This window comes from Nostoc sp. DedQUE02 (genome assembly GCF_034531035.1).
In the GTDB taxonomy this organism is placed as follows: Bacteria; Cyanobacteriota; Cyanobacteriia; order Cyanobacteriales; family Nostocaceae; genus Nostoc.
On record NZ_JAVRBY020000001.1, the window covers coordinates 579134 to 605893 of the forward strand.

16 protein-coding genes are annotated in these 26760 nt (G+C 40.8%); 9 read left to right on the plus strand and 7 right to left on the minus strand.

Annotated features, from left to right (window positions below; translation table 11 throughout):
- Positions 1-556: 556 nt before the first annotated feature.
- Entirely contained in the window at positions 557-3676 is a 3120-nt protein-coding gene (locus RMX98_RS02340) for an MFS transporter (RefSeq protein WP_322679291.1), read from the plus strand.
- Positions 3677-4334: 658 nt separating this feature from the next.
- On the opposite strand, the gene RMX98_RS02345 is transcribed toward RMX98_RS02340, so the two are convergent.
- Positions 4335-4466 (minus strand): hypothetical protein, encoded by a 132-nt coding sequence (locus RMX98_RS02345; protein WP_322679290.1) that lies wholly within the window; start codon positions 4464-4466, stop codon positions 4335-4337.
- 199 nt (positions 4467-4665) lie between these two features.
- Between RMX98_RS02345 and RMX98_RS02350 the strand changes: the two genes are divergently transcribed.
- Both RMX98_RS02350 and RMX98_RS02355 read left to right on the plus strand, forming a co-directional pair.
- Positions 4666-5823 carry a calcium-binding protein gene (locus RMX98_RS02350; RefSeq protein WP_409881006.1) on the plus strand — a complete coding sequence of 386 codons (1158 nt, stop codon included), beginning with the start codon at positions 4666-4668 and terminating at the stop codon, positions 5821-5823.
- 339 nt (positions 5824-6162) lie between these two features.
- Positions 6163-8190, plus strand: a complete 2028-nt coding sequence (locus RMX98_RS02355; protein WP_322679288.1) for a M10 family metallopeptidase — start codon at positions 6163-6165, stop codon at positions 8188-8190.
- A gap of 269 nt (positions 8191-8459) precedes the next feature.
- On the opposite strand, the gene RMX98_RS02360 is transcribed toward RMX98_RS02355, so the two are convergent.
- Both RMX98_RS02360 and RMX98_RS02365 read right to left on the minus strand, forming a co-directional pair.
- Positions 8460-9158 carry a hypothetical protein gene (locus RMX98_RS02360; RefSeq protein WP_322679287.1) on the minus strand — a complete coding sequence of 233 codons (699 nt, stop codon included), beginning with the start codon at positions 9156-9158 and terminating at the stop codon, positions 8460-8462.
- A gap of 374 nt (positions 9159-9532) precedes the next feature.
- Complete coding sequence (locus RMX98_RS02365) at positions 9533-9691, minus strand: hypothetical protein (RefSeq protein WP_322679286.1); 159 nt, start codon at positions 9689-9691, stop codon at positions 9533-9535.
- A gap of 242 nt (positions 9692-9933) precedes the next feature.
- On the opposite strand from RMX98_RS02365, the gene ilvD reads away from it, so the two are divergent.
- The 3 genes from ilvD to RMX98_RS02380 all read left to right on the plus strand — a co-directional run bounded on the left by ilvD (position 9934) and on the right by RMX98_RS02380 (position 14521).
- A complete protein-coding gene (ilvD, locus tag RMX98_RS02370; protein WP_322679285.1) occupies positions 9934-11619 on the plus strand; it encodes a dihydroxy-acid dehydratase in 1686 nt (561 codons plus the stop codon).
- Positions 11620-12009: 390 nt separating this feature from the next.
- Complete coding sequence (locus RMX98_RS02375) at positions 12010-12387, plus strand: hypothetical protein (RefSeq protein WP_322679284.1); 378 nt, start codon at positions 12010-12012, stop codon at positions 12385-12387.
- Positions 12388-12418: 31 nt separating this feature from the next.
- The gene (locus tag RMX98_RS02380; protein WP_322679283.1) at positions 12419-14521 is read left to right on the plus strand and encodes a caspase, EACC1-associated type; all 2103 of its coding nucleotides are present in this window, start codon (positions 12419-12421) and stop codon (positions 14519-14521) included.
- A 251-nt stretch (positions 14522-14772) separates the two neighbouring features.
- Here RMX98_RS02380 and RMX98_RS02385 read toward each other — a convergent pair whose 3' ends face one another.
- From RMX98_RS02385 to RMX98_RS02400, 4 genes are all read right to left on the minus strand, one after another.
- Positions 14773-15579, minus strand: a complete 807-nt coding sequence (locus RMX98_RS02385; RefSeq protein ID WP_322679282.1) for a Uma2 family endonuclease — start codon at positions 15577-15579, stop codon at positions 14773-14775.
- Positions 15580-15615: 36 nt separating this feature from the next.
- On the minus strand, positions 15616-16254 hold the full coding sequence (locus tag RMX98_RS02390; RefSeq protein ID WP_322679281.1) for a Uma2 family endonuclease: 639 nt from the start codon (positions 16252-16254) through the stop codon (positions 15616-15618).
- Positions 16255-16408: 154 nt separating this feature from the next.
- On the minus strand, positions 16409-18328 hold the full coding sequence (locus RMX98_RS02395; protein ID WP_322679280.1) for an ATP-binding protein: 1920 nt from the start codon (positions 18326-18328) through the stop codon (positions 16409-16411).
- A 115-nt stretch (positions 18329-18443) separates the two neighbouring features.
- Positions 18444-24425, minus strand: a complete 5982-nt coding sequence (locus tag RMX98_RS02400; protein WP_322679279.1) for an AAA family ATPase — start codon at positions 24423-24425, stop codon at positions 18444-18446.
- 191 nt (positions 24426-24616) lie between these two features.
- Between RMX98_RS02400 and RMX98_RS02405 the strand changes: the two genes are divergently transcribed.
- The 3 genes from RMX98_RS02405 (at position 24617) to RMX98_RS02415 (ending at position 26582) form a co-directional block, all read left to right on the plus strand.
- The gene (locus tag RMX98_RS02405; RefSeq protein WP_322679278.1) at positions 24617-25339 is read left to right on the plus strand and encodes a pyridoxine 5'-phosphate synthase; all 723 of its coding nucleotides are present in this window, start codon (positions 24617-24619) and stop codon (positions 25337-25339) included.
- A 129-nt stretch (positions 25340-25468) separates the two neighbouring features.
- Entirely contained in the window at positions 25469-26188 is a 720-nt protein-coding gene (locus RMX98_RS02410) for a SnoaL-like polyketide cyclase (RefSeq protein ID WP_322679277.1), read from the plus strand.
- 61 nt (positions 26189-26249) lie between these two features.
- Positions 26250-26582: an MgPME-cyclase complex family protein gene (locus RMX98_RS02415; RefSeq protein WP_322679309.1), complete on the plus strand. Its 333-nt coding sequence runs from the start codon at positions 26250-26252 to the stop codon at positions 26580-26582.
- Positions 26583-26760 lie beyond the last annotated feature (178 nt).

Sequence of the window (26760 nt, forward strand, 5' to 3'; positions counted from 1 at the left end):
AACAATCTAATTTTTCACTAACTTATAGCTCCTAGTAACCCTTATTAATACATGTTTCTGTTTATTTTTCATCAATCGCTTGGAAGAATTTTTATCTCTATCATTAGACATAGGTAATTTTATCTAAATGATTAATTTTTCTCTTGTAAAAACTTAGATATTTTCTAAAATTTAAACATTGATTATTGTCAGCTTAAAAAATTTCAGATGCAGCTTTACAAAACTTAAATCTTATTTATTAATATTAATTTTTTTCTGTAAACAAATTATTAAATAAACTTTTATTCTATTTATTAATTAATGAAAAATAATCATAACTTGATAATTGAAAGATACAACTTTTGATAAAAAAATCTCCTACCTAAGAAAGTGTCAGTTTATATAAATAATAATTAAATTAAAAATTAAGCTATTTAGCAGATAAATAGATATAGCAATCCTCAATGAATTGTGAAAATCTCAGATATCGTTATTTATTATTTGCACTCTGCGATAAATTGATTCTGAGAAATGATTGAGGATTGCTATCTTTAATTGAGTTGAAGTGAGAAAATACATGTTTCAAGGTGTTTTAAGTATTTTGGTATGGAACTGGCTACCTCTTGGATTAGCGCCGATAACTTTAGCTCAAGAAGTACTAACTCCAGAAGAAGCATCAATTGTTTTTTCTGGGCCTAAATTCTTGATAGCATTGCTGGCTGGGGTTTCGATGGCATTTGCCTTTCAATTATTATTCACAAACTTTTCAGTTGCTGTTGGAATCTCATCTTGGGAAATTGATTCAGATTCTAATGATGAGTCAGAAAGTTTGGGTAAGACAGTTCGTAACGTTCAAACGAAAGTTGGCACTTGGGCGTTACTAACCGCTAGCATTGCATTATTTATTGCTTGTTTTTTAGCGGTAAAACTTAGTTTAATCGAAAATGTATTTTTAGGATCAATTATTGGTGTAGTCATCTGGTCTACCTATTTTTCACTAGTCATTTGGTTTGGTTCATCGGCAGTAGGTTCTTTAATTGGTTCGATCGCTAATACTGCCTCTTCTGGTTTTCAAGCTCTGATGGGCACAGCAACTGCTGGCATCGGTGCTAACAATGCGAAAAAACAGTTAGTTTCTACTGCTGAAGATATTACAGCCGCAGTCCGACGGGAATTAACTTCAGGTTTTGATTCAGAAAGTATTAAAAATACGCTTCAAAGTTCTTTAAGTTCTCTGCAATTACCAAAGCTAGATATTAAAGAAATTAGAAATCAATTTGATCAGCTTCTTAAAGATACAGATTTACAATCTGTTGCCAATAGTGATTTACTGCAAAATGTTAATCGCCAAACCTTTGTTGATTTAATCAGCAGTCGTACAGATTTATCTAAAGAAGATATTAATGGCATTGCTGACCAATTTCAAGATGCTTGGCAACAAGCTTTGAATCGCAAAAATCCTACAGAACAAGTAATCAATTTACTTAAATCTGCTACTCCTGAAGAACTGAACTCTGAGCAATTGGGTGAACGGCTTCAACAACTGGTTACAGTGGGAGGCGGTAATGGCAATGGTGTAATTAAGCAAGCAATTCGATATGGCTTGAGTGCTGCTGCACCAGCAGTTCTAGAGCGAGTAAATCTTTCTGATATCGATGTGAACAAAATTACAACTCAGTTGCAAAAGCTAAAAGAAAAAGTTCAAGATGTCGATGTCGATGAAATCACAGAACAATTCAAAAAGTTTAGAGATCAAACAACTGAGCAAGTATCTGCATTACCAATATCACTGGAAAATGCAATTAAGGCAGATGTAGAAGACTACATATTGCATTCGTTTCCTTGGCATTTTAACCGAATTACGCTAATAGATGAATTTAAAGAAGTTATCTATGATGTAAATGCAGATCCGACAACTGTAAGACGAGAATTGGAAGAAATTAATCAAGAATATTTCACCAATTTGCTACAGCAACGGGATGATCTCAGCGAAGCCAGGGTGAAAGAAATTTCCGATCAAATGGAAAGCGATCGCCTAGAAGTTTTAGAGACTGTAAAACAGGCCGAAGCGCGAGAAAAAGGGCAAGATTTCCGCAGCCGCATCGAAGATTATCTGCGTTCGACGGGGAAAGAAGAACTCAATCCCGAAGGTATTGAACGGGACTTTGCTAAGTTACTCGACGATCCACAAGCTGGGTTTGAAGATTTAAGTAGCCGCTTCGGGCAATTTGACCGCGATACTTTTGTACAATTGCTCCAGCAGCGTCAAGATATCAACGAAGAGGAAGCTAATAATATAGTTAGTCAACTCGAACGCAATCGCGATAATTTCTTGAATCGTGCGAGAGATTTGCAAGAGCAAGCAAAAGCGAAAGCCGATGAACTGCGCCAAAGAGTTGAAGACTATCTGCGAAATACTAACAAAGACGAACTCAATCCCGAAGCGATCAAACGTGAGTTTAGAATTTTGCTAGACGATCCGCAAGCTGGAATTAGCCTGTTACGATCGCGCCTATCGCAATTTGACCGCGATACACTAGTACAATTGCTTAGTCAGCGTCAAGATTTGAGCGAAGAACAGGTAAATCAAACTCTTGATCAACTCGAAGCAGTCCGAGATAGTATTTTGCAAGTACCGCAACAAGCGAAAGAACAGTACGAAAAAACTACCAAAGCGATCGCTGAATATCTCCGCAATACCAACTTGGAAGAACTCGATCCAGAAGGTATCAGAGCCGATTTGGAAAAATTACTCGACGATCCCAAAGCTGGAGCCTTAGCACTGCGCGATCGCTTGTCTAATGTCGATCGAGAAACTTTAGTTAAACTCGTGAGTCAACGCGGAGATTTGAGCCAAGAGCAAGTTAATCAGATTATTGATCGCGCTCAAGATGCAATTGGTGATATTGTAAGAGCGCCACGACGTTTGGCCAAGCGTACTGCTCAACAAGCTTTAGATTTTGAAGGTAATCTCGAAGAATATCTGCGTAACACGAACAAAGAAGAACTCAATCCCGAAGGAATCAAACGCGATTTGCAATTGCTACTGTCTTCTCCTCGCGCTGGACTTGGCAATTTAAGCGATCGCGCCTCAAAATTTGACCGTTCGACAATTGTGGCGCTATTATCCCAACGAGAAGATATCTCAGAAGAAGAAGCTAACCGAATTGTCGATCAAATTGATTCTGTTCGTAGTTCCATCGTTGAACAATTCCAACAGATTCAGCAGAGAGTGCAATCAGTATTAGATGGAGTTTTTGGCAAAGTTCGCAACTATCTCAACTCCCTGGATCGTTCGGAACTCAACTATGAAGGCATTAAGCAAGATTTTGCAAAATTCTTCGATGATCCCCAAGCTGGATTTGAAGCATTGCGCGATCGCCTTAGTCAATTTGATCGCGACACCTTAATTGCTGTATTGAGTTCTCGTGAAGATATTTCCGAGGCAGATGCTAACGGTATAATTAGCCAAATAGAATCGGCGCGGGATGGCGTATTACAACGAGCCGAACGCATCCAGAAAGAAACCCAAAAACGCTTAAAAGCGATTCAAGAGCAAGCTAAAAAACAAGCTGAAGAAACCAAAAAAACCGTAGCCAATGCTGCGTGGTGGATATTTGGGACAGCAATTACTTCTCTTGCAGCCAGTGCGATCGCTGGAGCAGTGGCCGTTATGGGGATACCTCTACCTCGTTAAAATATTACCCTGATCAAAAATTTTGAGAAAATATCAAGTGGTATTCAGTTTTTACAAATGAATGCCACTTTTTTTATATATAAATAAAATAAACTACCCCACAGCGTACTATCACGACCTTTTGATTCCGATCTAAAACAAAAATCCTATCTGAGTAAAGGTTTCAGATTTAATGATGGCGAGAATCATAAAAATAGGGTTAATTATTATTTCTTATAGATAGAAAAAATTATGTTCGAGGATAGTATTATGCTTGTGTTACTCTAAATACACTAAGAATGTCCTCAAACCTATACAATTCCATAGGAGATAATCTGCTTGTTCCTTAGCAGCCTACTACTAGAACCTGTGAAGACATCAGGCATAAGGACATAAAATGAGCATTGGCACAATCAATTTTGATGCCAAAATTATCAGTCCATACACTGCTTTTCAAATTTCCGACTTACAGTAGTTTTCATGTATTTGAATCACATCTGTCGTTAGGGCACAGCATTGCTAATATGTGTCAACTTCAGCTAGAAATAGCTTATGTGTTGGCTGAATCCCCGCCCGGAAATAAAGTTTTCGGCTTTTAGCTTCACTCTACTTCAATAGACTGGAGATTTTTAGCGATATTTAGTCATCTTCAGATGACTTTAGCTATGAGACGGGAATTTCAATTCCCGGCGGACAAGCGGTTTGGCGTTAAGTTGACACCAATCAGCATTGCTGTGCCCCTACCATGTGGTCTATTTACCTGAAAATAGTAGCAGCAAAGACCTGTTTTAATCAGGTCTAATTTGTTCATATCTTCACACTCGTTATTTCCTCACTTTATTTTCTCGGCATTGCTGAATAAAAGTGTGAAATTCCAAAATTGCATATTAGAAAATGTTTCCTTTGCGCCTTTAGGAGAAAGGAAATTCATCCTCTTAATTAGCAGCGCCGTTTTCTGATGGGGAAGTGACGAGGTAATTTTTTACCCAAAAAATTCAGGATAAACCACAATGCCAACCATTAACGGTACTAATCTCCCTGACAATCTTGGTAATCCTTCTGCTATTCTCCCTTATCTCATTAATGGATTTGATGGTAACGATACGATTAGGGGCGGATCTGGCAACGATACGATTAATGGCGGATCTGGAGACGATACAATTAACGGCGGAAAGGGTAACGATAGCCTTCTTGGCGGATCTGGAGACGATACGATTGACGGCGGAGCGGGCAACGATACAATTGACGGCGGTGATGGTAACAATACGATTTATGGAGGATTTGACGGTAACGATAAAATTAACACCGGTTCTGGCAATGATAGGATTCAAAGCGGTGATGGCAACGATACGATTAACGCCGGTTCTGGCAACAATCGGATTGACGGACAATCTGGCGACGATAAGATTGACGCTGGAGCCGGGAATGATACGATTAATGGCGGTTCTGGCAACGATACAATTAACGCCGGAGGCGGGAACAATCGGATTGATGGCGATTCTGGCAACGATATTATTAACGCCGGATCTGGCAGCGATACAATAATCGGCGGAGCAGGCAGCGATACGATTAACGCTGGTGATGGCAATAATACGATTGACGGCGGATATGACAACGATAGGATTAACACCGGATCTGGCAACGATACAATAAACGGCTCGGTAGGCAACGATACGATTAACGGCGGATCTGGCAACGATAAGATTGACGGCAGCTCTGGCGACGATAGCCTTGTTGGTGGACTTGGCAATGATAGCCTTATTGGCGGCTCTGGCAACGATACCATTAGCGGTGATTTTGGTAACGGTGGTATCCTCGTTGGTGTTGGTGGGACTGATATCCTCACTGGAGGATCGGGTAACGATGTTTTCGATTTCAACTTCGTTTCTGAGAGTCAACCTGGTTTGTTGCGGGATGTGATTACTGACTTTGTTGGCAACGGTGTTTTGGCAGGCGATCAAATCGATCTCTCTACCATTGACGCTAATTCCATTACAGGGGGCAACCAAGCTTTCAGTTTCATTGGGAGTAGTGCATTCTCCGCAGCCGGTCAGATTCGTTATTCAGGAGGCATTCTCCAAGGTAGTACTGATGGAGATTTGTTAGCTGAGTTTGAGATTCAGCTTGCAGGAGCACCAGGACTAGTAGCAAGCGACATTATCCTTTAGCTTGTAGAGGATGGAATGCCATATTATTTCCCTTGCAGCCAGTGCGATCGCTCTTACAAAGATAAATCTAGCTGAATAAAATATCCCCATCATCGGGAATTTTTATAAATAAAAGTGGTATTCAGTTTTTACAAATGAATGCCACTTTTTTTGTAAATAAAACATATTACCCTCAAGGGTACTATCATGACATCTCTATTCCGATATAGATTAAAAACATCTCAATACACCTACAGTTGCATCAGATAAAATCTGTCTGCTGCCTCTTTCTAAATACAGTCTTTAGTAAGCTTGTAGGCACATTTTGGATAAAAGCTTTTAACTTTACAGGAATTTATCATGAGTACATTAACCGACGAAACAAAAAGTAATAATTTAACTACTCTTACTGTTCCACCAGTCACATCAGAACGGGCAGATGCTTATGGTGGAACTACGCCTGTAATCAACACGACAAAAACAAATGTTAACAATATTGATGGTCTGCTAATAGGAACTGAGTGGAAATCGAACACTATTACCTTCAGTTTCACCAACAACTTTGCAAATGACTATGAAGATGAGTCTGGCTATCCTAATTCGGCGGTACATAAAGCTAGCTTCCAAACTCTCAACGCCACCCAGCGTGCCGTCGCTCGCCAGTGGTTTGATCAATACGAGTCCGTCTCTGGACTTAATTTGGTCGAACTGACCGGTGCTAGCGATCGCGACGCAACGATCCGAATTGCAGAATCCGACGACCCCCCTACAGCTTATGGCTATTACCCTGCAAACAGCTTTGCAGCAGGCGATGTCTGGTTAAATAAATCCGATTACAATAACCCAGTTATCGGCAACTATGCTTATCACACTTTCGGGCATGAGTTGGGTCACGCGCTAGGACTAAAGCATGGTCACGAAACTGGTGGCGTCTCAAACGTCGCAATGGATGCCAACCGTGACTCTATGGAGTTCTCGATTATGACCTACCGCTCTTATGTGGGCGATCCTCTCAGTGGCGGATACTCGAACGAAACTTGGGGATATGCACAGTCGTTGATGATGTACGACATCAGAGCAATCCAGCAGATGTACGGCGCGAATTTTAACTACAACTCTGGAAACACAACTTACACTTTCTCGACCACCACTGGAGAAATGTTCGTTAATGGCATCGGACAAGGTACACCAGGTGGCAACCGGATCTTTCGTACAATTTGGGATGGTAATGGGAACGACACCTACAACTTCTCAAACTACAGCACCAATCTGGCGATCGATCTGGAGCCAGGTGGATGGACTAATTTAGATGTCGGTGGTAACTTTCAGCGAGCCAATCTTGGTGATGGCAACTATGCCCGTGGACATGTTTTCAACGCGTTGCAGTTCAACGGCGACACCCGCTCATTGATCGAAAACGCCAACGGCGGATCGGGAAATGACAGTATCAACGGCAACAGTGCCAACAACATTTTGCGCGGCAATGGCGGTAACGATACAATCAGTGGCAACGGTGGCGATGATTATATGGATGGTGGTTCTGGTATAGACACCGTTGATTATAGATACTGGAGTGGTGGAGGCACTTACAACCTAGCAACTGGTGTTGCATCCTTCCCAGGCTTTTATAACGAAGAGATTCTCAACTTCGAGAACATCCTGACTGGAAGCGGCAATGACAATGTGATTGGCAGCGATGCAAATAATAGAATCATCACTGGTGCTGGTAACGATACAGTCAATGGCAACGGTGGCGATGATTATATGGATGGTGGTGCTGGTATAGACACCGTTGATTATAGATACTGGAATGGTGGAGGTACTTACAACCTAGCAACTGGTGTTGCATCCTTCCCAAGCTTTTATAACGAAGAAATTCTCAACTTCGAGAACATCTTAACTGGAAGCGGCAATGATAATGTGATTGGCAGTGCGGTAAATAACAAAATCGAAACCGGCGCTGGTAACGATACAGTTAGCGGTGGATCTGGTAATGATACAATTATCGCTGGACTTGGTAATGATACAATCACTGGTGGATTTGGCAACGATATCCTGACTGGCAATGCAGGTGCAGACCACTTTAGGTTTCAATCTTTCAATCAAGGTGTTGATCAGATTACAGATTTCTCCGTGTTCAGTGACACAATTGATGTTTCAGCAGTTGGCTTTGGAGGAGGATTAGTAGCTGGAGCATTCATTACATCTGCTCAATTTGTAATTGGCACAGCAGCTACTGATACATTTGACCGATTTATCTATAACGGTAGCACTGGCGCTCTTTCCTTTGATAAAGATGGAAGTCTTGGAGGCTTTGCTCAAGTTCAGATAGCGAAGCTCAGTACTGGACTAGCTATAAGCAATAATGATATTTTCGTCATAGCTTAACGTGAGTTAGACGAACCTCTTCCTAAGTTTAACTTTAGTTCCAGTCTGTCCTTCTCTGGTTCAGAGAAGGACAGTTTTCAATACTTGTCGGTTAAGGGGAAAAGGGGAAAGAAAAAACCTTTAACCTTTACCCTTTAACCTTTTCCCCAAACCCAACTCCGAGTTAAAAATCCAAAACCCGAGCAGTATTGGGACAGTTTTGTGTTGCTAGCTGCGGTACTTCTTCATACAAAGATTCCCATAAATTTTTCTGCTCCTGATTCCCCCGATCACTTTTTCACTAATATTAGGTGAGAACGCCAAGATGCATAATATGTGTATTGTTTGATGTTTTCCAATTTAACTTGCGAAACATCTTCTGCAAGTTGTGCAGGTGAAAAAGGTACTGTTCGATCGCAGACTCGCAACAGGCTGGCATTAAGATATTCTAGTTTGCCATTCACATCATAAACAGCCTTTTCAATATTGAGTTCTCCTTTGCCCCATGTCTGGCATCCTAAAGAGCCGTGAGAAGGATCAGAGTATAGTTGTCGGGAGTTAATCATCATATCTGTTATGGGTGTTGACTTACCGTTTCCAAACTGATAGATTCCAGGCTTTAATTTACCTGCTTTGAGAATAATTTGGATGTCGGCAACATTTCCCATAGCGGGTCGAGCTGCTGGAGTCTGCTGACATGCTCTGGTAGTATCTGATTTGCATTGCCGTTCAGATACGCTACTTATTCGGAAAAGATATTCGATAGTATCATTCTGTTTGGTGAGAATGATATCAAAAGCACCGTTTTTGTTATGAGTGATAGACTCTTTGTATTTATCTGGATTTGTCAGAGTTGGAGATGGAAATTTCACATCAGCGTTAAACTGAAATTCCTGTGCGTGTAAATGGATTGTGCGAGATTCCTCATTTAAAGATGGCGACAATTCTTGATTGTTAGACTGAAGTTTATGGAATTGTGGATCAGTCATTTGATGTTTGTTATTGAGTAAACTAGAGTTTTTTGATGAAAAAGGCTTTGAAGCAGCAAATAAAACTAATGTTAGAGATATAATAGACAAATTTAAAAAAGATTTTTTAAAGTATTTTGTCATATAAAATGCACTTTTTCAATAAATAATATATTTGTATTTTCAGATTATTAGAGAATATTTTTAAAGTCTCAATTCGATACTAACTCAATTTGCTAGTTATGCGATCGCACGCATTAAAAAGTAGCAATAAAGCAATAAAATCCTCTTCATGAAAAAATACTATTTCTTAATTACATATTTATTAACATTTGGAAAAGCGATCGCTAGCACTTAACAAACCCTTATAACTCCGTGTTCAATTTTCACAGGACTTACGCAAAAATTGCCAAAAAGCTTAATTCTATCGTTCGCGTAGCGTGCCGGAGGCATACCGCCATCTCTACGAGAGGCTTCCGCCAACGCGTAGCGTCTCGCAGAAAAGATGCCAAAAACGGGCGTTGCTGATTCCATGTATGAAAACGATTTTGCATAATACCAAAATCCTTGTAGAGACGTAGCAGTGCTACGTCTCTACATCTAGATTCATACTTCAATTCAGCAACGCCCAAAAACGCCAAGAATTAGTAGAGTCTGCGTAAGTCCTATCTCAATTAAAAACCATACTTTTTGTAGGCCGATAAGTATCAATTATGTTTCGATCGCGCCGCATATACATGAGAAAATCAGGTAATACAATCGCAATACAAGCGATGATGCCACGGAAGGAAAAAAGATGTCGGAGAATTTGAGAAGCCAAATTGTGACGCAAGGGGTGCAGCGATCGCCTAATCGGGCTATGCTGCGTGCAGTTGGTTTTAAAGATGAAGATTTCAACAAAGCCATTGTGGGCATTGCCAATGGCTACAGTACGATCACTCCTTGTAATATGGGAATCAATCAACTGGCACAAAGGGCAGAGGTTGGGATTAAAACTGCCGGAGCGATGCCGCAAGTGTTCGGCACAATTACCATTAGCGATGGGATTTCGATGGGAACTGAAGGGATGAAATATTCCCTAGTTTCGCGGGAAGTGATTGCAGACTCCATTGAAACCGCCTGTACTGGGCAAAGTATGGATGGTGTACTAGCCATTGGTGGTTGTGATAAAAATATGCCAGGGGCAATGCTGGCGATCGCGCGGATGAATATCCCTGCAATATTTGTTTACGGTGGCACAATTAAACCCGGTCACTATAACGGACGCGATTTAACTGTTGTTAGTTCTTTTGAAGCTGTTGGTCAATACAGTGCTGGCAAAATTGACGACAAAGAATTATTAGAAGTCGAAAGTCGGGCTTGTCCTGGTGCTGGTTCCTGTGGGGGAATGTTCACAGCTAACACCATGTCTTCAGCATTTGAAGCGCTGGGAATGAGTTTGCCTTATTCTTCGACAATGGCAGCCGAAGATGCCGAAAAAGCCGACAGCACGGAAAAATCGGCGTTTGTCTTAGTCGAAGCCATTCGTAAACAAATCTTACCCCGGCAAATAATCACCCGCAAATCTATAGAGAATGCTATCTCTGTGATTATGGCGGTGGGTGGTTCGACCAATGCAGTGCTGCATTTCTTGGCGATCGCCCGCGCTGCTAATGTAGAGTTAACCCTGGATGACTTTGAAACTATCCGCGCCCGTGTTCCCGTTTTGTGTGATTTAAAACCAAGTGGTAAATATGTGGCTACAGATTTGCACAAAGCTGGTGGCATTCCGCAAGTCATGAAGATGCTACTTGTGCATGATTTATTACACGGTGATAGTCTCACCATCACTGGTCAAACCATTGCAGAGATATTAGCAGATATCCCAGAAGAACCATCTACCAATCAAGATGTGATTCGGGCTTGGAATAACCCGATGTATCCCCAGGGACATTTAGCTATTCTTAGAGGGAACTTGGCAACGGAAGGGGCTGTCGCCAAAATTACTGGCGTGAAAAAACCAGTAATTACTGGCCCTGCACGGGTGTTTGAATCGGAAGAAGCTTCTTTAGCTGCAATTTTGGCCGGTAAAATTCAAGCTGGTGATATTCTAGTCATCCGCTACGAAGGGCCCAAGGGCGGGCCTGGGATGCGCGAAATGTTGGCTCCCACTTCGGCAATTATCGGTGCTGGTTTGGGTGATGCGGTGGGATTAATTACCGATGGGCGCTTTTCTGGCGGTACTTACGGTATGGTGGTTGGTCATGTTGCTCCAGAAGCAGCAGTGGGTGGTGCGATCGCTCTTGTAGAAGAAGGCGATAGTATTACTATTGATGCACCCGCTCGTTTGTTGCAGTTGAATATATCTGAAGAAGAATTAGCCCGTCGTCGTGCTAACTGGCAACCTCCCGCTCCACGTTACACTAAAGGCGTGTTGGCTAAATATGCCAAATTGGTATCTTCTAGCAGTATTGGTGCTGTAACAGATTTGGACTTGTTTTAGTTAACTTGACATGATGTCAATTACCTACACTGTACTGTCAAGGTCAGTGTAGGCTATCCAAAGTATTGGAAACTAGACGCTATGCGATCGCAGACCATGCCACTACTTAACGCTTTTTCTTCACCTTTGTGATCTTAGTGGCTCTTTTAATGTTGTAGCAGTCAGTTTAATAAGTGTTTTTGGCAACTTACGTTGCTATTTTATACTAAAAATCCGAGTTAAAGAGGAGCGATCGCCCCTACTTCTACTAAATATTTATTATTTTTTTGTAAAGTTTTGTAAAGTAAATCTAGAGTTTTAGGGAAATTAATCTATCAAATATGGTGTCAAGAAGGGAATCACGGAAATACATATTGACTCTCAGCTATTTGAAAACCTAGAAGGATAAAAATGACCAAACAATCTAACATTAAATTCACGATCGCTCTTGCTAATCCAGACTTAGATGCAGAAGAACAAGAACGTGAAACACGAAATCTGCTGCGAGAAATTAAAGACTTAGATGTGGAAAGTGCTGAACTTGTAGCAGTTACAGAAACACCCAAAGGAGCAAAGGCGCTAGGAGGTTTCCTGCTAGGGGTGTTGCAAGCTGAGGTGAGTATGGCCAATTTTAAGAAAGTATTGGGATTTGTGGGCGATCGCTTGGGTAATAAACCAATTGAGTTGGAAGTAGAAGCCAACGGTAAAAAGCTGAAAGTTAAAGCCAGCAGCCAGCAAGAACTAACAGCAGCATTGGAAGCCGCCCAAAGGTTTGTAGCCGTAAGTTGAGAAATCCCATAATCAAAGAGAGGATAGCAAAATGGCAAAGGTAGCACTTCTGATTGGAGTCAGCGAGTATCAACTTGGTCTTAACCCACTACCAGCCTCAGTAAAGGATATGCAAGCGATCGCCCAAGTGTTGCAGCATCCAGAAATGGGCGGGTTTACCGAAGCAGACATCCAAAAACTGGAGAATCCCGATCCTCAGAAAATGCAGGAAGCGATTGAGGGATTGTTTAGCGATCGCAGCAAAGATGACCTTGTAGTATTTTACTTCTCCGGTCACGGCATTAAAGATGAGAGTGGCCACCTTTACCTCGCCACTCGCTTAACCCGTAAAAATCCTCAAGGACAAATTATCAAATCAACCTCTGTTCCAGCTAGCTTCATTCATAACATCATGAATGATAGCCGATGCAAGCGTCAGGTAATCATTCTTGACTGTTGCTTTAGCGGAGCGTTCGCTGAAGGCTGGTCAGCAAAAGATGATGGTTCTGTTGATATCCAGACACAACTCGGCGGTGAGGGACGAGTTGTCCTGACATCTTCCACTTCCACTCAGTATTCTTTCCAGCAACAAGGAGACAATCTTTCGACTTATACTCGTTATCTCATTGAAGGTATTGAAACAGGAGCCGCAGATTTAGGTAATGATGGTGCAATTTCGGTCGATGAGTTGCATGAATACGCAAAAAAGAAAGTTAAAGAAGCTGCTCCCGCCATGAAACCAGAAATCTATGCCTTCAAAGAAGGATTCAAAATCCTCTTAGCTAAAGCACCAATTGGCGATCCAAAACTGAGGTATCGCAAAGAAGTTGAGATTTATGCCAGTCGGGGCGAGATTTCTATTATTGGTCGCAAAATATTAGATGCGTTACGCCAAAATTTAAGACTTGTACCTGAAGATGTTACTGCAATTGAAGCTGAGATTTTAAAACCTTATCGAGAATATCAACAAAAATTGCAGGAATATGAACAAGCATTAATTTATGCACTTGAGCGTGAACAACCTCTCAGTGAGCGAACTCAAAATGAGTTGCAACGTTATCAGCAACTTTTGGGGTTGAGAAATGAAGATATCGCACCGATTAAAGCTCAAATTCCTCATCATAGGGCAGCAAAGCAATCTCAAAATCAGATTGCATCGATTGAGGCTGAAACTAAATATCATGGTCAAAATGCAACATTAGTCAAACAGCCAGAAGAAGAAGTAGTAGAAAGTAAAGCTCAAACTTCTATAGGCAACACAATTGCTTCTTTCATTGTAGTTATAAGAAACCCCAAAATGCTGATTGGGGCAGGTATTTTTACGGTTGTAGTTTTAACTTTCTCTTTTCTCATGCAGTCACACAAGGTTTCAGTAACGACACAGCCTAGCCCTACAAGTTCAATTACACCGACGCCTAATTTAGCAGAGTCACCGACAACGACACCCACTCCTAATGTTTCTCCTACAGCCGAGATAAATGCTAAGGAATTCTACGATAGGGGACTAGATAAATCTAATAAAGAGGATTATAAGGGAGCGATTGAGGATTTTAACGAAGTGCTACGGCTAGATCCTGATAATTATATACTTGCTTACTACCAGCGAGGTTATGCCCGTCTTAAGCTTAAAGACTACAAAGAGGCAATTGAGGATTACAACCAGTATCTTAAGATCAATCCTAATGATGTAGTTGCTTTGAATAACCGAGGAACCTGTTATTACAATTTGGACAAATACGATCTTGCTATTGCCGATTTAAATAAATCTATTAAAATTACTTCCAAGAGCAGCTACGCCTATTATACACGAGGTCTAGCCTACTATGAACAAGGCAAGTTCGAATTAGCTATTACTGATTACACAAAAGCCATTGAGCTTAAGTATACACCACTCAATTCGGCATATTTTAACCGGGCTAGAGCCTACTATAAACAAAGTAACTACAGTAAGGCAATTGAGGATTATAATCAGGCGCTCCTGAATGATCCTAATGATGCTTATTCCTATTACAACCGAGGTCTTGCTTTCTCTGCTTTAAAAGATCGGAAGGGAGCAATAGCCGATTTTAAGAAAGCTGCTGCGCTTTATAAACAACAAGGACTTACAAAAGACTACCAAGACACTTTAGACCAAATCAAAAAGCTTCAGCAGTAGATTTGAAGACTAATTGTCTGCTGAGAATGATGAGCTATCAGGTCTTTCATACATTCTGTTGCAGATTTGATTTGTAAATGCGATCGCTCTTGCTTCTCGGAAAGCTAGTACTCATGAAGAGTTAATCAGCGCTATTGAATAAGGGAAAAATTCAGTTTTTCCCGCGAGGCGATCGCATAGTAACTTGTCTCTTCATCTATTACTTGTACAACTCAAAACTGTATTCCAAATAAATCAAAAAAGCCAAAATATCATAACATATCTGGATTTTCCCCTAGTTCTCTTAATCTAGCCGCTAAACGATCTGCCTGTGCAAGTGCGGCTGATTCTCTTGCAGCAGCAGCTTGTGCTTGTGCAACTGCGGCTTGTGCTTGTGCAACTGCGGCTGACTCTCTTGCAGCAGCAGCTTGTGCTTGTACAACAGCAGCCTCCTCTGGTAACAAAACCAAATTGCCAGCCATATCGTAAAATCGCAACCATACCGCCGTTTCTCTATCTATTGTTCCCTCATTCGTCCCCAACCATAAACTTAAACGCTTACACCATAGCCACCCACGCTCATTTGGTGTCAAAGGTTGATACTGCTGATTATCATCTAAATGCCATCCCTGCAAAGAATTAGGATCAAAGGGATCATAGACAAAATAATCTGAGGTACGGAAAGTTTGCTCGTAAAGGTTTTTCTTAATACCCTTGTCTATTGCTGCCGTAGATGGTGACATTAATTCCACGATGACATCAGGATAACGACCATTTTCTTCCCAGACTACCCAACCCTGTCTTGAATTATTGCCGTCAACATTCAACACTGCAAAGAAATCTGGGCCTCGGAAATCACGGTTACGAACCTGGGTACTGCTGTAATAAATAAACATATTGCCGCCAGTGAAAAAATCATTGCGATCAGCCCAAGCTTGTTGCAATGAGCGAATCAACACATTCATAGCAATACGGTGACGATTTGATTCCAAGGGTTCACCATCATCAAAAATTAAATCTGTAGGTGGCATGGGGGGTTCCCACTCCACAATGGCTGCTGGATTTGTCTCAGTAGTCATGAGCGATCGCCTTTCTGAGAAAGCCTTAGATTTCTATCATAAATTATTCTTCACCCAATCTCGAAAATTTCGCATAGCTTGACTTCTACCAATTGTTAAACACTGCTGAACATATTCATTAACTAATTCAATAATTGGGATATTAGGAAAATTAGGACTAGATTGAGATTTAATATACTTTCCCTCTTGTAGAAGCGAAATTTCTAAACCTTGTTGTGTATGTCGCCAAAGTTCAGGAACTCCCAAAATTTCATAATTTTCAAATCGAGTCCGAGAAGTAATATCAATTTCGATTGCTAAATCTGGTGGTGGAGCTATATTTAAATCAATCCAATTTTTCCCAATTACAGCAGCTTGATTTTGAATATAAAAACTGGTGTCAGGTTCTACTGTTTGACGGATTCGCTCATTTTTTAGTGTTGTAGAACCAAAAGGCTCAAAATCAATTTGGAGTATTTCTAACAAGATTTTGACTAAATCACTAATAAGTTCTTTATCTTTTTCGTGTTCTGGTAGAGGAACCATAATTTCTAACCAACCATGACTATAAGAAATACGTGCAGCACGCCTTTCTCCCATTTCTTCTAAAATATCTTCTAACTGCTGCCAACTAATATCTTTGAGTAACATTTGTTGACCAGGTTTCACAATAATTTGTTGCAGTTTTAAAAGCATATCATCTCAGAGAGTTGATGTAGTCATGATTGGATGTAGCAGATTAATACAAATCAACTTTCTTAAAGTATATCGTCTCTGACGAGGAGTGTATAAATTAGCCAAAATAACTCATTGACATAATCTTTAGCTGTTTAAATTTTGTCAGCAATTTTTAATTTTTACTTGTTAAAGGAATACGAATAGTAAACTCTGTGCCGCATTCTGGGGTAGAATCAACTTCAATAGTTCCTGCGTGTTTATCTACAACGATTTGATAAGCGATCGCCATTCCTAATCCGATTCCTTTGCCCACAGGTTTGGTCGTAAACATGTGGTCAAATACGCGTTGCTTAACATCCTCAAACATCCCAATGCCATTATCATAAATTTGAATGATCGCGTAATTACTTGATTTTTCAATTTGGGTTTGGATTTTAATATGATTAGGGTTAGTTTTAAGATACTCAGAACTCCGTTTTTTACTAGCTTCTTCTAATGCATCAATCGCATTTACTAGAACATTCATAAACACCTGATTAAGTTGACCTGCGTAGCATTCTACTAGGGGTAAATCACCGTATTTCTTAACAATTTGAATTTCTGGTAGATTGGGTGTAGCTGTGATCCGACGGTTTAGAATCATCAAAGTGTTGTCTAATCCTTCATGAATATCTACAAATTTCATGTCTGCTTCATCAAGGCGCGAGAAGTTACGCAATGATAGTACAATTTCACGAATGCGCTTGGTTCCAACTTGCATTGATGTCATAAGTTTGGGTAAATCTTCTGCTAGAAACTCAATATCAAGCTCTTGGGCGCGATCGCTAATTTCGGGGGTAGGATTTGGGTAGGTTTGTTGATAAAGCTTAAGCAAATCGAGGATATCTTGGCTGTAAACACTTGCATGGTTGAGGTTGGCATGAATAAAATTAGCCGGATTATTGATTTCGTGTGCCACTCCAGCAACCATTTGTCCCAAGCTAGACATTTTTTCGGTGTGGATGAGTTGAGCTTGGGTATTTTGCAATTCTTTCAAGGCTTTGCTGAGTTGCTGCGCCTGCTGACTGGAAATCAAGCCGCGATCGCGAATCTCTTCATATAGTTGCACCTGTCGACATGCACCGATCAACCCAACTACTAGCAATCCTCCCAAAACCGTAGCCAACAAGTTCAACGCTTGCAATGGCGATTCAATATTTTCTTGTGGCACAACCAACGCTACCGACCAATTTGCTTCTCTGAGGGGAGTATAAGCAACATAGCTCCACTTACCATCCAGTTGAGCAAATTCAATATTTGTAAGTTTAGCTACCATTTGTTGAGTAATTTCAACTAACCTGTGATTGGATGAATTGAGGAAACTCTGAGCGGCTTTTTCGGGTGTACCAATTAGTTCCGTGTTGGGATGGGCGATGGGAACTCCTTGAGAATTGAGCGCAAAGGCATAGCTGCCTTTGCCTTGATGTAAATTGCCGATCACCTCAACTACTCGGTTAATCGGAATGCCTCCCATTAAAACACCTGCTGGTTTTGTGCCTGTTTTGGCAGGAATCGGCGAACTAATTTGAATCTGTAGCTGTTTAGTTGTGCGTCCAATAACTGGATCGGCTGCTACGGTTTCACCCGCCATACTCCGTTGAAAAAACTCTCGGTCTTTAACATTGAGATCATCTCCGTGAGTATTGATTAATAGCGCATCCGGTGTGACCAACCCCATGAGCAAAAACGTTTGTAGCCGCTTCAATTCAGATTGCAAGTAAGGTTCCATTACAGACCAATCGAGCGATCGCACCACAAATGAATTTGCCAAAGACTTAATTTCTGTCTTACGAATGGCTAACCAGTTATCAATATCACCTTGACCTTGGTGTGTTTTTAATAATACTTGCTCTTTGAGACTATCGAGCAACAGTCCTTTAATAATATTGTAACTAGTAATAGCTGTGGCACTAATGCTAATAGACATAATCACCACAATTGATAACAATAGTAAGTTCCGCGATCGCCATTTAAATAAGTAGTAATTTTTGTTGTTTTGAGCATACCATTGGGGATTGATTTTCAACCATACTTTCCGTAATTTAAGCATCATCGTCGCTTTACTCCAAGTTAAAATTTAAAAAGTAAAAATGAAAAGTGCTGAGTAATTTCTACTTTACTCAGCACTTAGCAATGGCTCAACGCCCCACTAGCGCTAACAGCACTGATTATTTTTGTTGAGTAGCAATTTGAATGATAAACTCTGTACCCTGTCCAACTTCTGAAGTGCAGGAAAGCGAACCTCCATGTGCTTCTACCACAATTTGACGAGCGATCGCTAATCCTAATCCAGTGCCTTTTCCTACTGGTTTTGTGGTGAATAAATGGTCAAATACTTTTTGTTTAACCTCCGATGACATTCCTACTCCGTTGTCGGCAATCTTAATTAAAACATGCTTACCTGAATCTGCTACACAGGTTTCAATGGTGATGCAATTGGGTTTAGCGAGAATAGCTTCTAGACTATGCTCTGAATTGTATTGTTCAAGTGCATCAATGGCATTTGCTAACAAGTTCATAAACACCTGATTAAGTTGTCCAGCAAAGCATTCCACTAGGGGTAATTTGCCATAATTTTTAACAACCTCAATCGCCGGACGGTTTTCATTAGCTTTTAAACGGTGTCTGAGAATCAGAATAGTGCTATCAATACCTTCGTGAATATCAAAGGGAACTTTATAATCCTTATCTGCTCTAGAAAATGTTCGCAAACTGGTACTGATACTGCGGATACGGTTAACACCCAATTTCATTGAGTCCAGCAATTTAGGTAAATCTTCGCGTAAATAATTCAGGTCGATGGCATCAATTTCATCTTGAATATCTAAACCAGGATTAGGAAACTTCTGTTGATAAAGGTTAATTAATCCAAACAAATCTTTTACATAATCTTTAGCTGGTTCTAAGTTACCAGCAATGAAGCCAACAGGATTATTGATTTCATGGGCAACACCTGCTACCAAATTACCAAGTGCAGACATTTTTTCACCTTGCACTAATTGTAATTGCATCGTTTGGAGTTCTTGTAAAGCTTGTTCTAATTGTTGTTTTTGTTGTTGTAGTAATTGTTGTGCTTGCTGGCGTTCCGTGATGTCTTCAGAGGTGCTAAGGATGCCAAAAACGTTTCCTTCTTTATCTTTTAAGGGAATTTTATTTGTATTCGACCACTTTTCTTTTCCATCTGCTTGCTGCACTGTTTCGATAATGTTGAGTTCAGGTTGCCCAGATTCCATAACGCGGCGATCGCGCGCTACGAAAAAATCTGATTGCTCACTAGTCCAAGGAAGGTTGTAGTCTGTTTTCCCAATAACATTTTCTGGCACTCCTAGACCCCAAGTTTGCGTAAACTTATGATTACAGCCTAAATAAACACTATTGCAGTCTTTCCAGAAAACAGATTGTGGGATATTGTCAATAATTAACCGCAAAAATTGTTCAGTCTGTCCCAGGTTTTCTAAAGTATCTTGTGCTTGCTGATAAAGCCTAGCGTTTTCTAGGGAAATTGCAGCTTGAGTGCATAATAAATTGAGAATTTCGACGCGATCGCTAGTAAACGCCCCAGTCATTAAATTGTTTTCTAAATACAAAATCCCTAACAATTTCCCTTGATATAAAATTGGTGTACACAGCAAGCTTTTAGGTTGCTGATGAATAATATAGGGATCGGCTATCAGCACCGGATGTAATGTTGTATCAAGGATAACGGTAGGTTGTCGGCTGCGTTTAACGGCGTAAATTAGGCTATGGGGAACGTCTGCACTATCTTCCACAAAAATGGACTGTAACACCGTTGATTGTTGCCCAGCTTGAGCCATCGCCTCAATTAGCAATCTATCTTCTTTAAGCAGTAGTAACGCACACTTATCTGCTCCAGCATTTTCAATCACTACTTGTAGCAGCTTTGTAAGTAATTTATCTAATTCAATTTCACTGGAGAGAGTCTGAGAGGCTTTTAAAACTGTTGCCAAATCTAGCATTACTGATGTATTGCTGCTAGATGTTACTGATTTATGAATGCTTGGGTGGAAGGTAGCAATGCTGTCAATATTTGCGATTGTGTCATTGGGTGTGAGTGGCGATACTCTTTCAGAGTCACTTCGTGAACGCCTCTGTTGTAAAATTGGGGCTAGCAGTTGTGGATAACGCTGTTCTAGGTCATCGACTTTGGCTTTAGCATCCCAACGGGTGTAGCAATAGTAAGCATTAATTAAATACTCTTGAGCAATGCGTTCTTTGCCCCATTCTAAATAAAACTTGGCTGCAAGCTCGTTGGCGAGAGCTTCTTCGTTGACATATTCGTTTTCTTTAGCTTTCGCAATGGCGCGATCGTATGACTCGATTGCATCCATATATTTGCCAGAAATTCTTGCTATTTCCGCAGATAACAAGAGATATCGATGTAGAAAGTTGTCTGGGCAACTATTCGCCCAATTTTTCTGAATTTGTTGATGCTCTCGAATAATGTCCCAATACTGCTTTTTCTTCTCTAATGTCACATTGGGATAAAGAGCTATCAAGCTGAGTGGATAATAGAAATGATACTGAATAATTGGGAAAAAACCAGAGTTACAACCAAGAGTTTTCTCAGCTTCTTCTGCTGCTTGCACAGCATCTGTGTAACGACCATAAAGGTACGACAATTGAATTTTAAGAAAGCAGTACCAATTAATTCCATGATCGAAGTTATTCTTCTGTCTCCATACTTCTATGTATGGAATATCTTCGTCGTTGCGATCGCCTAATAAATCGGTGTTTTTAGATATATCTTGCAGATTTAACAAGAACTGCCTCTGTAAAGTAAATGCATACAGCATATTGGCATCATTAACCTGTTGGACATAACTCAGATATTTTTCAGTTTCCGCGTAAACATCTGAGAGGCGATCGCCTTTAATTAACATTGCCCAAATCAAAAACGAAACCGCCCAAACACCAAACACCAAATTTCCAGTTTCTTGACAGACTTGGAATGATTCCTGAGAAAGTGGTAAATTCGTTTTCAAATGCTGATTATAGGGATTAATCGTGTGTGCAAAGATATTATTGGTCTTAAAAATAAATTGAGTACTATTAAAGTGACGATCGAGTTTTAGTGCTAATGTACCGAACTCATAAGCAGTTTGATAATTTCCTTGATTTGCTAGACTCATCCCATATATACAGTAAGCAAAACCAGAGCTTTCTGCATTGCCATATTTAAACGATAAATTGATCGCTAATAGAGGAACCAAGCAAGTAAAATATTGATCTCCTCCCATATAAGCTGCTGCCCAAAGGTCAGCTAAAATACCCATACAAACCTTCTTTTCTGGATCTGTCATCTCAGGCAGATCGAATAAATCTGATATGCGAACCGTTTGCAGTTTAGCTTTTAATTCTTGAAGTTCAGTTTCGATAGCAGCTTGCTGTTCTTCAGGAGTGACTAGCAGATTCATCCCCATAATGCTCAAACCTTTTACCCCAGCTTCAATACTAGCTGCTATATTTTCACCTTGAGTCATTTTCAGATACATCTGAATTCGATAAATCTCTACTTGCTCAAACCTATTTTGGCTTTGAGTTAGCGCTATCTGAAATAATGTTTCGGCTTGGTGAAAATTACCATTTAAATATTCACATTCTGCGGACTCTCGATATAAGTCAAACGTAATTTTATAATTAGATAACCAAGTCTCTGCTATTAGCAAGCTTCTACCCAATGTAAAATATTTCAGAGCTGCTTTATAAGCAGTAGAAGCTTTTGCTTTCTTACCAGCGATTAGATTCAGTTGAGCTAGTTCATATTTTTGAGATTGTCCATTAATTATGTCAATTCCTTCATTTAGCTGATTAACAATATCAAAAATGCTAGCTTCAAGCGCTTCAGGTGATGTATTGTTTAACAGTAATTGCCCAATCTTGAAATGAGTAGCTTTTCGTTGAGATTCAGGGATAAGAGAATAGGCCGCTTGCTGAACGCGGTCATGAAGAAATCTGTAAGAGCAAGAATCAGGAAAATTGTGTTGCTGAAATTCGGAGTTTTGAATTCTCAATTCAGACTCGTCATGATAGAACTTGTAAACTTCATTGGTAGGAATAATCAACCCATCTTGCAAAGCTTTCCAAAAGTCTGCGGCTGTTTCCACTTGAGATTTTTCATAGACGATCGCTAACGTCGCTAAATCAAATTGATTTCCTACACAAGCCGCTAACTTCAAAACTTCTTGAGTTTTTGCTGACAATTTCTGAAGCTGAACTGCCATAAACTCTACTACATCATCGGTAAGAGCGAGCGATCGCACCTGAGCAATATCACATTCCCAATAACCACCATTAAAATTAAATGTAATTAGTTGCTCTTGATGTAGCGCTTTGAGAAACTGGGTACTGAAGAAAGGATTTCCTTGAGTTTTGCTCAATACTAATTCTGTTAAAGGTGTGGCTAAAGCTAAAGAGCAACTCAATGTATCTGCAACCAAATGATTGATAGAAACCCGATCGAGAGGTAATAAGGTAATCGTATTGACTGTAGCATCTAACTTCTGAATCTCTTCCAAAGTCAGCATCAGGGGATGTACTGGGTTGACTTCGTTATCTCGATAAGCACCAATTAACAATAAATAGCCGATGTCAGCTTCACTCATTAACAAGTGCATTAAGTTTAAAGAAGCAGCATCTGCCCATTGCAGATCGTCAATAAAGATCGCTAATGGATGTTCTGATGCAGTGAAGACTTGAGTGAACTTCAAAAACAGCAAATTGAAGCGATTTTGGGCTGCACTACCAGAGAGTTCTGGTGCAGGAGGCTGTTTACCAATCATACTTTCCAGTTCTGGAATCACCTCAATCATCACTTGTCCGTGTTCACCCAAAGCAGAGAGAATTTTGCGCTTCCACTGCTGGAATTGGACATCAGTTTCACTTAACAGTTGCCCGATTAAGTCTCGAAAGGCTTGCACAAAGCCAGAGAAAGGGATATTGCGCTGGAACTGGTCAAATTTACCTTTAATGAAATAACCCCGTTGTCGCACAATTGGCTTGTGGACTTCGTTCACCACAGCAGTTTTGCCAATTCCAGAGAAGCCCGCTACCAACATAATTTCAGTGCTTCCCTGGCTGACTCTCTCAAAGGCATCCAGTAAATTTTGAACTTCGGCTTGGCGACCGTAGAGCTTTTCTGGGATGATGAAGCGATCGCAAATATCTCGCTCACCCAATTGAAAGGATTTAACCCTGCCAGTTTCCTGTAATTGAGACAAACATTTTTCTAAATCAAATTTCAGCCCTAATGCACTCTGATAGCGATCTTCAGCATTTTTCGCCATCAATTTCATCACAATCTCATAAAGAACTTCGGGAATTTCTTCTTCTCCCCTGCCCCCGGTCACTGAGCGTTGGTCATTGAGCGTAGCCGAAATGAGCCGAAGTGCTGCCCCCTGCCCCCTGCCTCCTAATTGCTCTGGAAGCTTTGCAATATGACAGTGAACCAACTCCATCGGATCGTTAGACTCAAAGGGCAGATGTCCAGCCAGCAATTCATAGAAGGTAACGCCGAGGGAATAGTAATCACTGCGATAGTCAATTCCACGATTCATCCGCCCAGTTTGTTCTGGAGAAAGGTAAGCGAGAGTACCTTCTAAGACATTGGGACTGTGAATTTCGCGGGTTTCTCTAGGTAAAAGAGAGGCAATACTAAAGTCAATTAACTTGACTTGCTTAGTTTCCGGGTTGATGAGGATGTTGGCAGGCTTAATATCTTTGTGGATAACCTGATGGCGGTATAGTCCGTCAAGAATATTACTTAGAGCGATCGCAATATCCAAAAACTCTGTCAAAGTATATTGGTTGCTCGCCATTTTTTGGTTGAGCCAATCTCTGAGGGAAATGCCACCAAAATCCTCCATCACCAAAGCATAGCTATTGCGGTAAGGTTCCAGGCTGTAGGGATGAACAATACCGGGTAGGTCAAGATTTTTAGCAATAGTGTACTGATTACGGAACAGCAACAGTTCATTGAAGGTAGGATACTCTTGCTGGAGCAGTTTAATCACAACCGGAAGTCGATCGGCTTCTCGAATAGCACGGTAAACTACGGTTCTAGAGCCTGCATAAAGTTGTTCGCTAATTTGATAGTTCAAAAGCTTGTCCATCGGCTCAACTGCTGTATTCATACTTCATCAACTCTTGTGAAATCAGCTACTTATTTAAAGTAGTTTGCCCAAGAATAAGCTTTTGCTAACTCAGTTTTCTTTTAAACAATTGGATTGTACGCGTGTCATCTATCTGTAGCTCTTTCAGCAAAACTACCGCTATTTCCAGTAAAATCAAGTTCTAAGGACTGTGGATTTGGGAGAAACTTAGGGTGCCTACACTTGGCGTTAACATTGACCACATCGCCACTATCCGGCAAGCGCGGCGGACGGTGGAACCAGACCCGGTAGCGGCGGCGGTGCTGGCAGAATTAGCCGGTGCTGATGGAATTACGGTGCATCTGCGTGAAGATCGGCGACATATCCAAGATCGGGATGTGCGGATATTGCGGCAAACAGTGCGATCGCATCTTAATTTAGAAATGGCCGCTACAGATGAAATGCTGGCGATCGCTCTCGATATCAAACCAGATTACGTGACTTTAGTCCCCGAAAAGCGCGAAGAAGTCACAACAGAAGGCGGACTAGATATTGCCCTCCAAATTGCTAGAATAGGTGAGATAGTCGATAAATTGCAAAGCGCTAACATTCCAGTTAGTTTATTTATCGATGCCGAACCAGCACAAATTGAAGCATCTGTCAAGATACAGGCGCAGTTTATTGAATTGCACACCGGACAATATGCTGAGGCTAAAGATGAAACAAATCGCCAGCGAGAATTAGCCATATTAGCAAAAGGGTGTGAGCAAGCGATTCAAGCTGGATTGCGAGTTAACGCTGGTCATGGACTCACCTACTGGAACGTCTATCCGGTGGCTGCGCTTCCAGGCATGGAAGAACTGAACATTGGTCATACCATCATCAGTCGGGCAGCATTAGTAGGTATAGAAAGGGCAGTCCGCGAGATGAAGCAAGCTATGAGAGGGGACAGGTGACAGGGAATAGGGAATAGGGGAAGAAACTGATAACCTATAATCTGTAACCTATAACCTGCAACCTATAACCTAGAGGGGTTGTCACTGCGAAATCTAGAAATTGGGATCGAATCTTCAGCAAAAACTTCTATGAGCGCAACACAATCTAACAACCTGCCACTTTGGGTACAGGATCGGGATAAGGTGATAGCAGAAAGTACTAATGTCGAGTGGCGCTATCAGACACCGCCTGATTATTCCCGTTCCAAAGAGAATCTCGCTAAAGAAAGTATCCACAATCATCTTGAAGGTACACTGGAAGCGATCGTGCAAAACTTGGTAAGAACCTTTGAGATGGAGGTATCTTTCAAAGCTAACCCGCAAGAGTGGTTATCTATTGTGAATGACAACTTTCGCGTCAGTACCAATGGCGGAGTAGAGTACACCGCAGCAGATTTATCAGCCCAAGGTACTTACAATTTATTTATGGCTGATTCAGAGCATTATAAGGCTTCAGAAGAAAGCTTTGAATCATCTGCAAAAGTCTTCCACACCACATTTCCCCAAGGATTTCCTTGGGAAGTTCTGGAAGTTTTCTCCGGGCCACCAAATGTCACATTTAAATGGCGGCATTGGGGACATTTTAACGGAGAATACAAAGACCATGCACCGACTGGAGAGACGCTAGAAATTATCGGCATGACCATTGCAAAAGTTACCGATGACTTGAAGATTGTTTCTTTAGAACACTACTTCGATAATAATCTGTTCTTGGAAAAGCTAACATCTGGTGGTAAACAGACAAAATCTGAAAACCAGAAAAGTGCTTGTCCGTTCAGTTCCTGGTTCAAGAAATCCCCCAAAAGTTAGTTTGTAAGGGTACAGAGTCACTGTGCCCTAAAATTATTCACATAGCAACCAAAGGATGAAAATGCAAACATACCATTACGTTTTGGCAAGTCAGCGCTTTCTTCTCCAGGAAGAACCGATACAGGAAGTTCTCAAAGAACGTACCCGTAATTACCACGAACAAGAAAAACAAATAGATTTTTGGTTGGTTGAGCAACCAGCTTTCTTAGATGCATCTCAATTTAAAGATATAAAGGCCAAGTGTCCCCAACCAGCAGTGGCAATTATTTCTACAAATCCCCAATTTATTACTTGGTTAAAATTGCGTTTAGAGTACGTTATTACTGGAGAATTTCAGGCTCCTTCTGAGACAATACCTGATGCATTGGCATCCTTGGCTAGCGTATCCTCTTAGGAGGAGGCAGAGGGGTAGAGAGAAGAGTGCAGAGGAGAGAAGTTTTCTCCCTGCTCCCTGCTCCCTGCTTCCTAATTTTATTTTTGAGTAACAAAATATATTTTTTACACTATTTTTATCCCCATACTGAAGTAGCGAGGTTTTTATCTTTTTTCTTATAAAATCTTCTAAGACACCT

Coding starts and splice junctions, on each gene's coding strand:
- RMX98_RS02340 (WP_322679291.1), top strand. CDS start 557: ATGTTTCAAGGTGTTTTAAGTATTTTGGTATGGAACTGGCTACCTCTT.
- RMX98_RS02345 (WP_322679290.1), bottom strand. CDS start 4,466: ATGAACAAATTAGACCTGATTAAAACAGGTCTTTGCTGCTACTATTTT.
- RMX98_RS02350 (WP_409881006.1), top strand. CDS start 4,666: ATGCCAACCATTAACGGTACTAATCTCCCTGACAATCTTGGTAATCCT.
- RMX98_RS02355 (WP_322679288.1), top strand. CDS start 6,163: ATGAGTACATTAACCGACGAAACAAAAAGTAATAATTTAACTACTCTT.
- RMX98_RS02360 (WP_322679287.1), bottom strand. CDS start 9,158: ATGACTGATCCACAATTCCATAAACTTCAGTCTAACAATCAAGAATTG.
- RMX98_RS02365 (WP_322679286.1), bottom strand. CDS start 9,691: ATGCAAAATCGTTTTCATACATGGAATCAGCAACGCCCGTTTTTGGCA.
- ilvD (WP_322679285.1), top strand. CDS start 9,934: ATGTCGGAGAATTTGAGAAGCCAAATTGTGACGCAAGGGGTGCAGCGA.
- RMX98_RS02375 (WP_322679284.1), top strand. CDS start 12,010: ATGACCAAACAATCTAACATTAAATTCACGATCGCTCTTGCTAATCCA.
- RMX98_RS02380 (WP_322679283.1), top strand. CDS start 12,419: ATGGCAAAGGTAGCACTTCTGATTGGAGTCAGCGAGTATCAACTTGGT.
- RMX98_RS02385 (WP_322679282.1), bottom strand. CDS start 15,579: ATGACTACTGAGACAAATCCAGCAGCCATTGTGGAGTGGGAACCCCCC.
- RMX98_RS02390 (WP_322679281.1), bottom strand. CDS start 16,254: ATGCTTTTAAAACTGCAACAAATTATTGTGAAACCTGGTCAACAAATG.
- RMX98_RS02395 (WP_322679280.1), bottom strand. CDS start 18,328: ATGATGCTTAAATTACGGAAAGTATGGTTGAAAATCAATCCCCAATGG.
- RMX98_RS02400 (WP_322679279.1), bottom strand. CDS start 24,425: ATGAATACAGCAGTTGAGCCGATGGACAAGCTTTTGAACTATCAAATT.
- RMX98_RS02410 (WP_322679277.1), top strand. CDS start 25,469: ATGAGCGCAACACAATCTAACAACCTGCCACTTTGGGTACAGGATCGG.
- RMX98_RS02415 (WP_322679309.1), top strand. CDS start 26,250: ATGCAAACATACCATTACGTTTTGGCAAGTCAGCGCTTTCTTCTCCAG.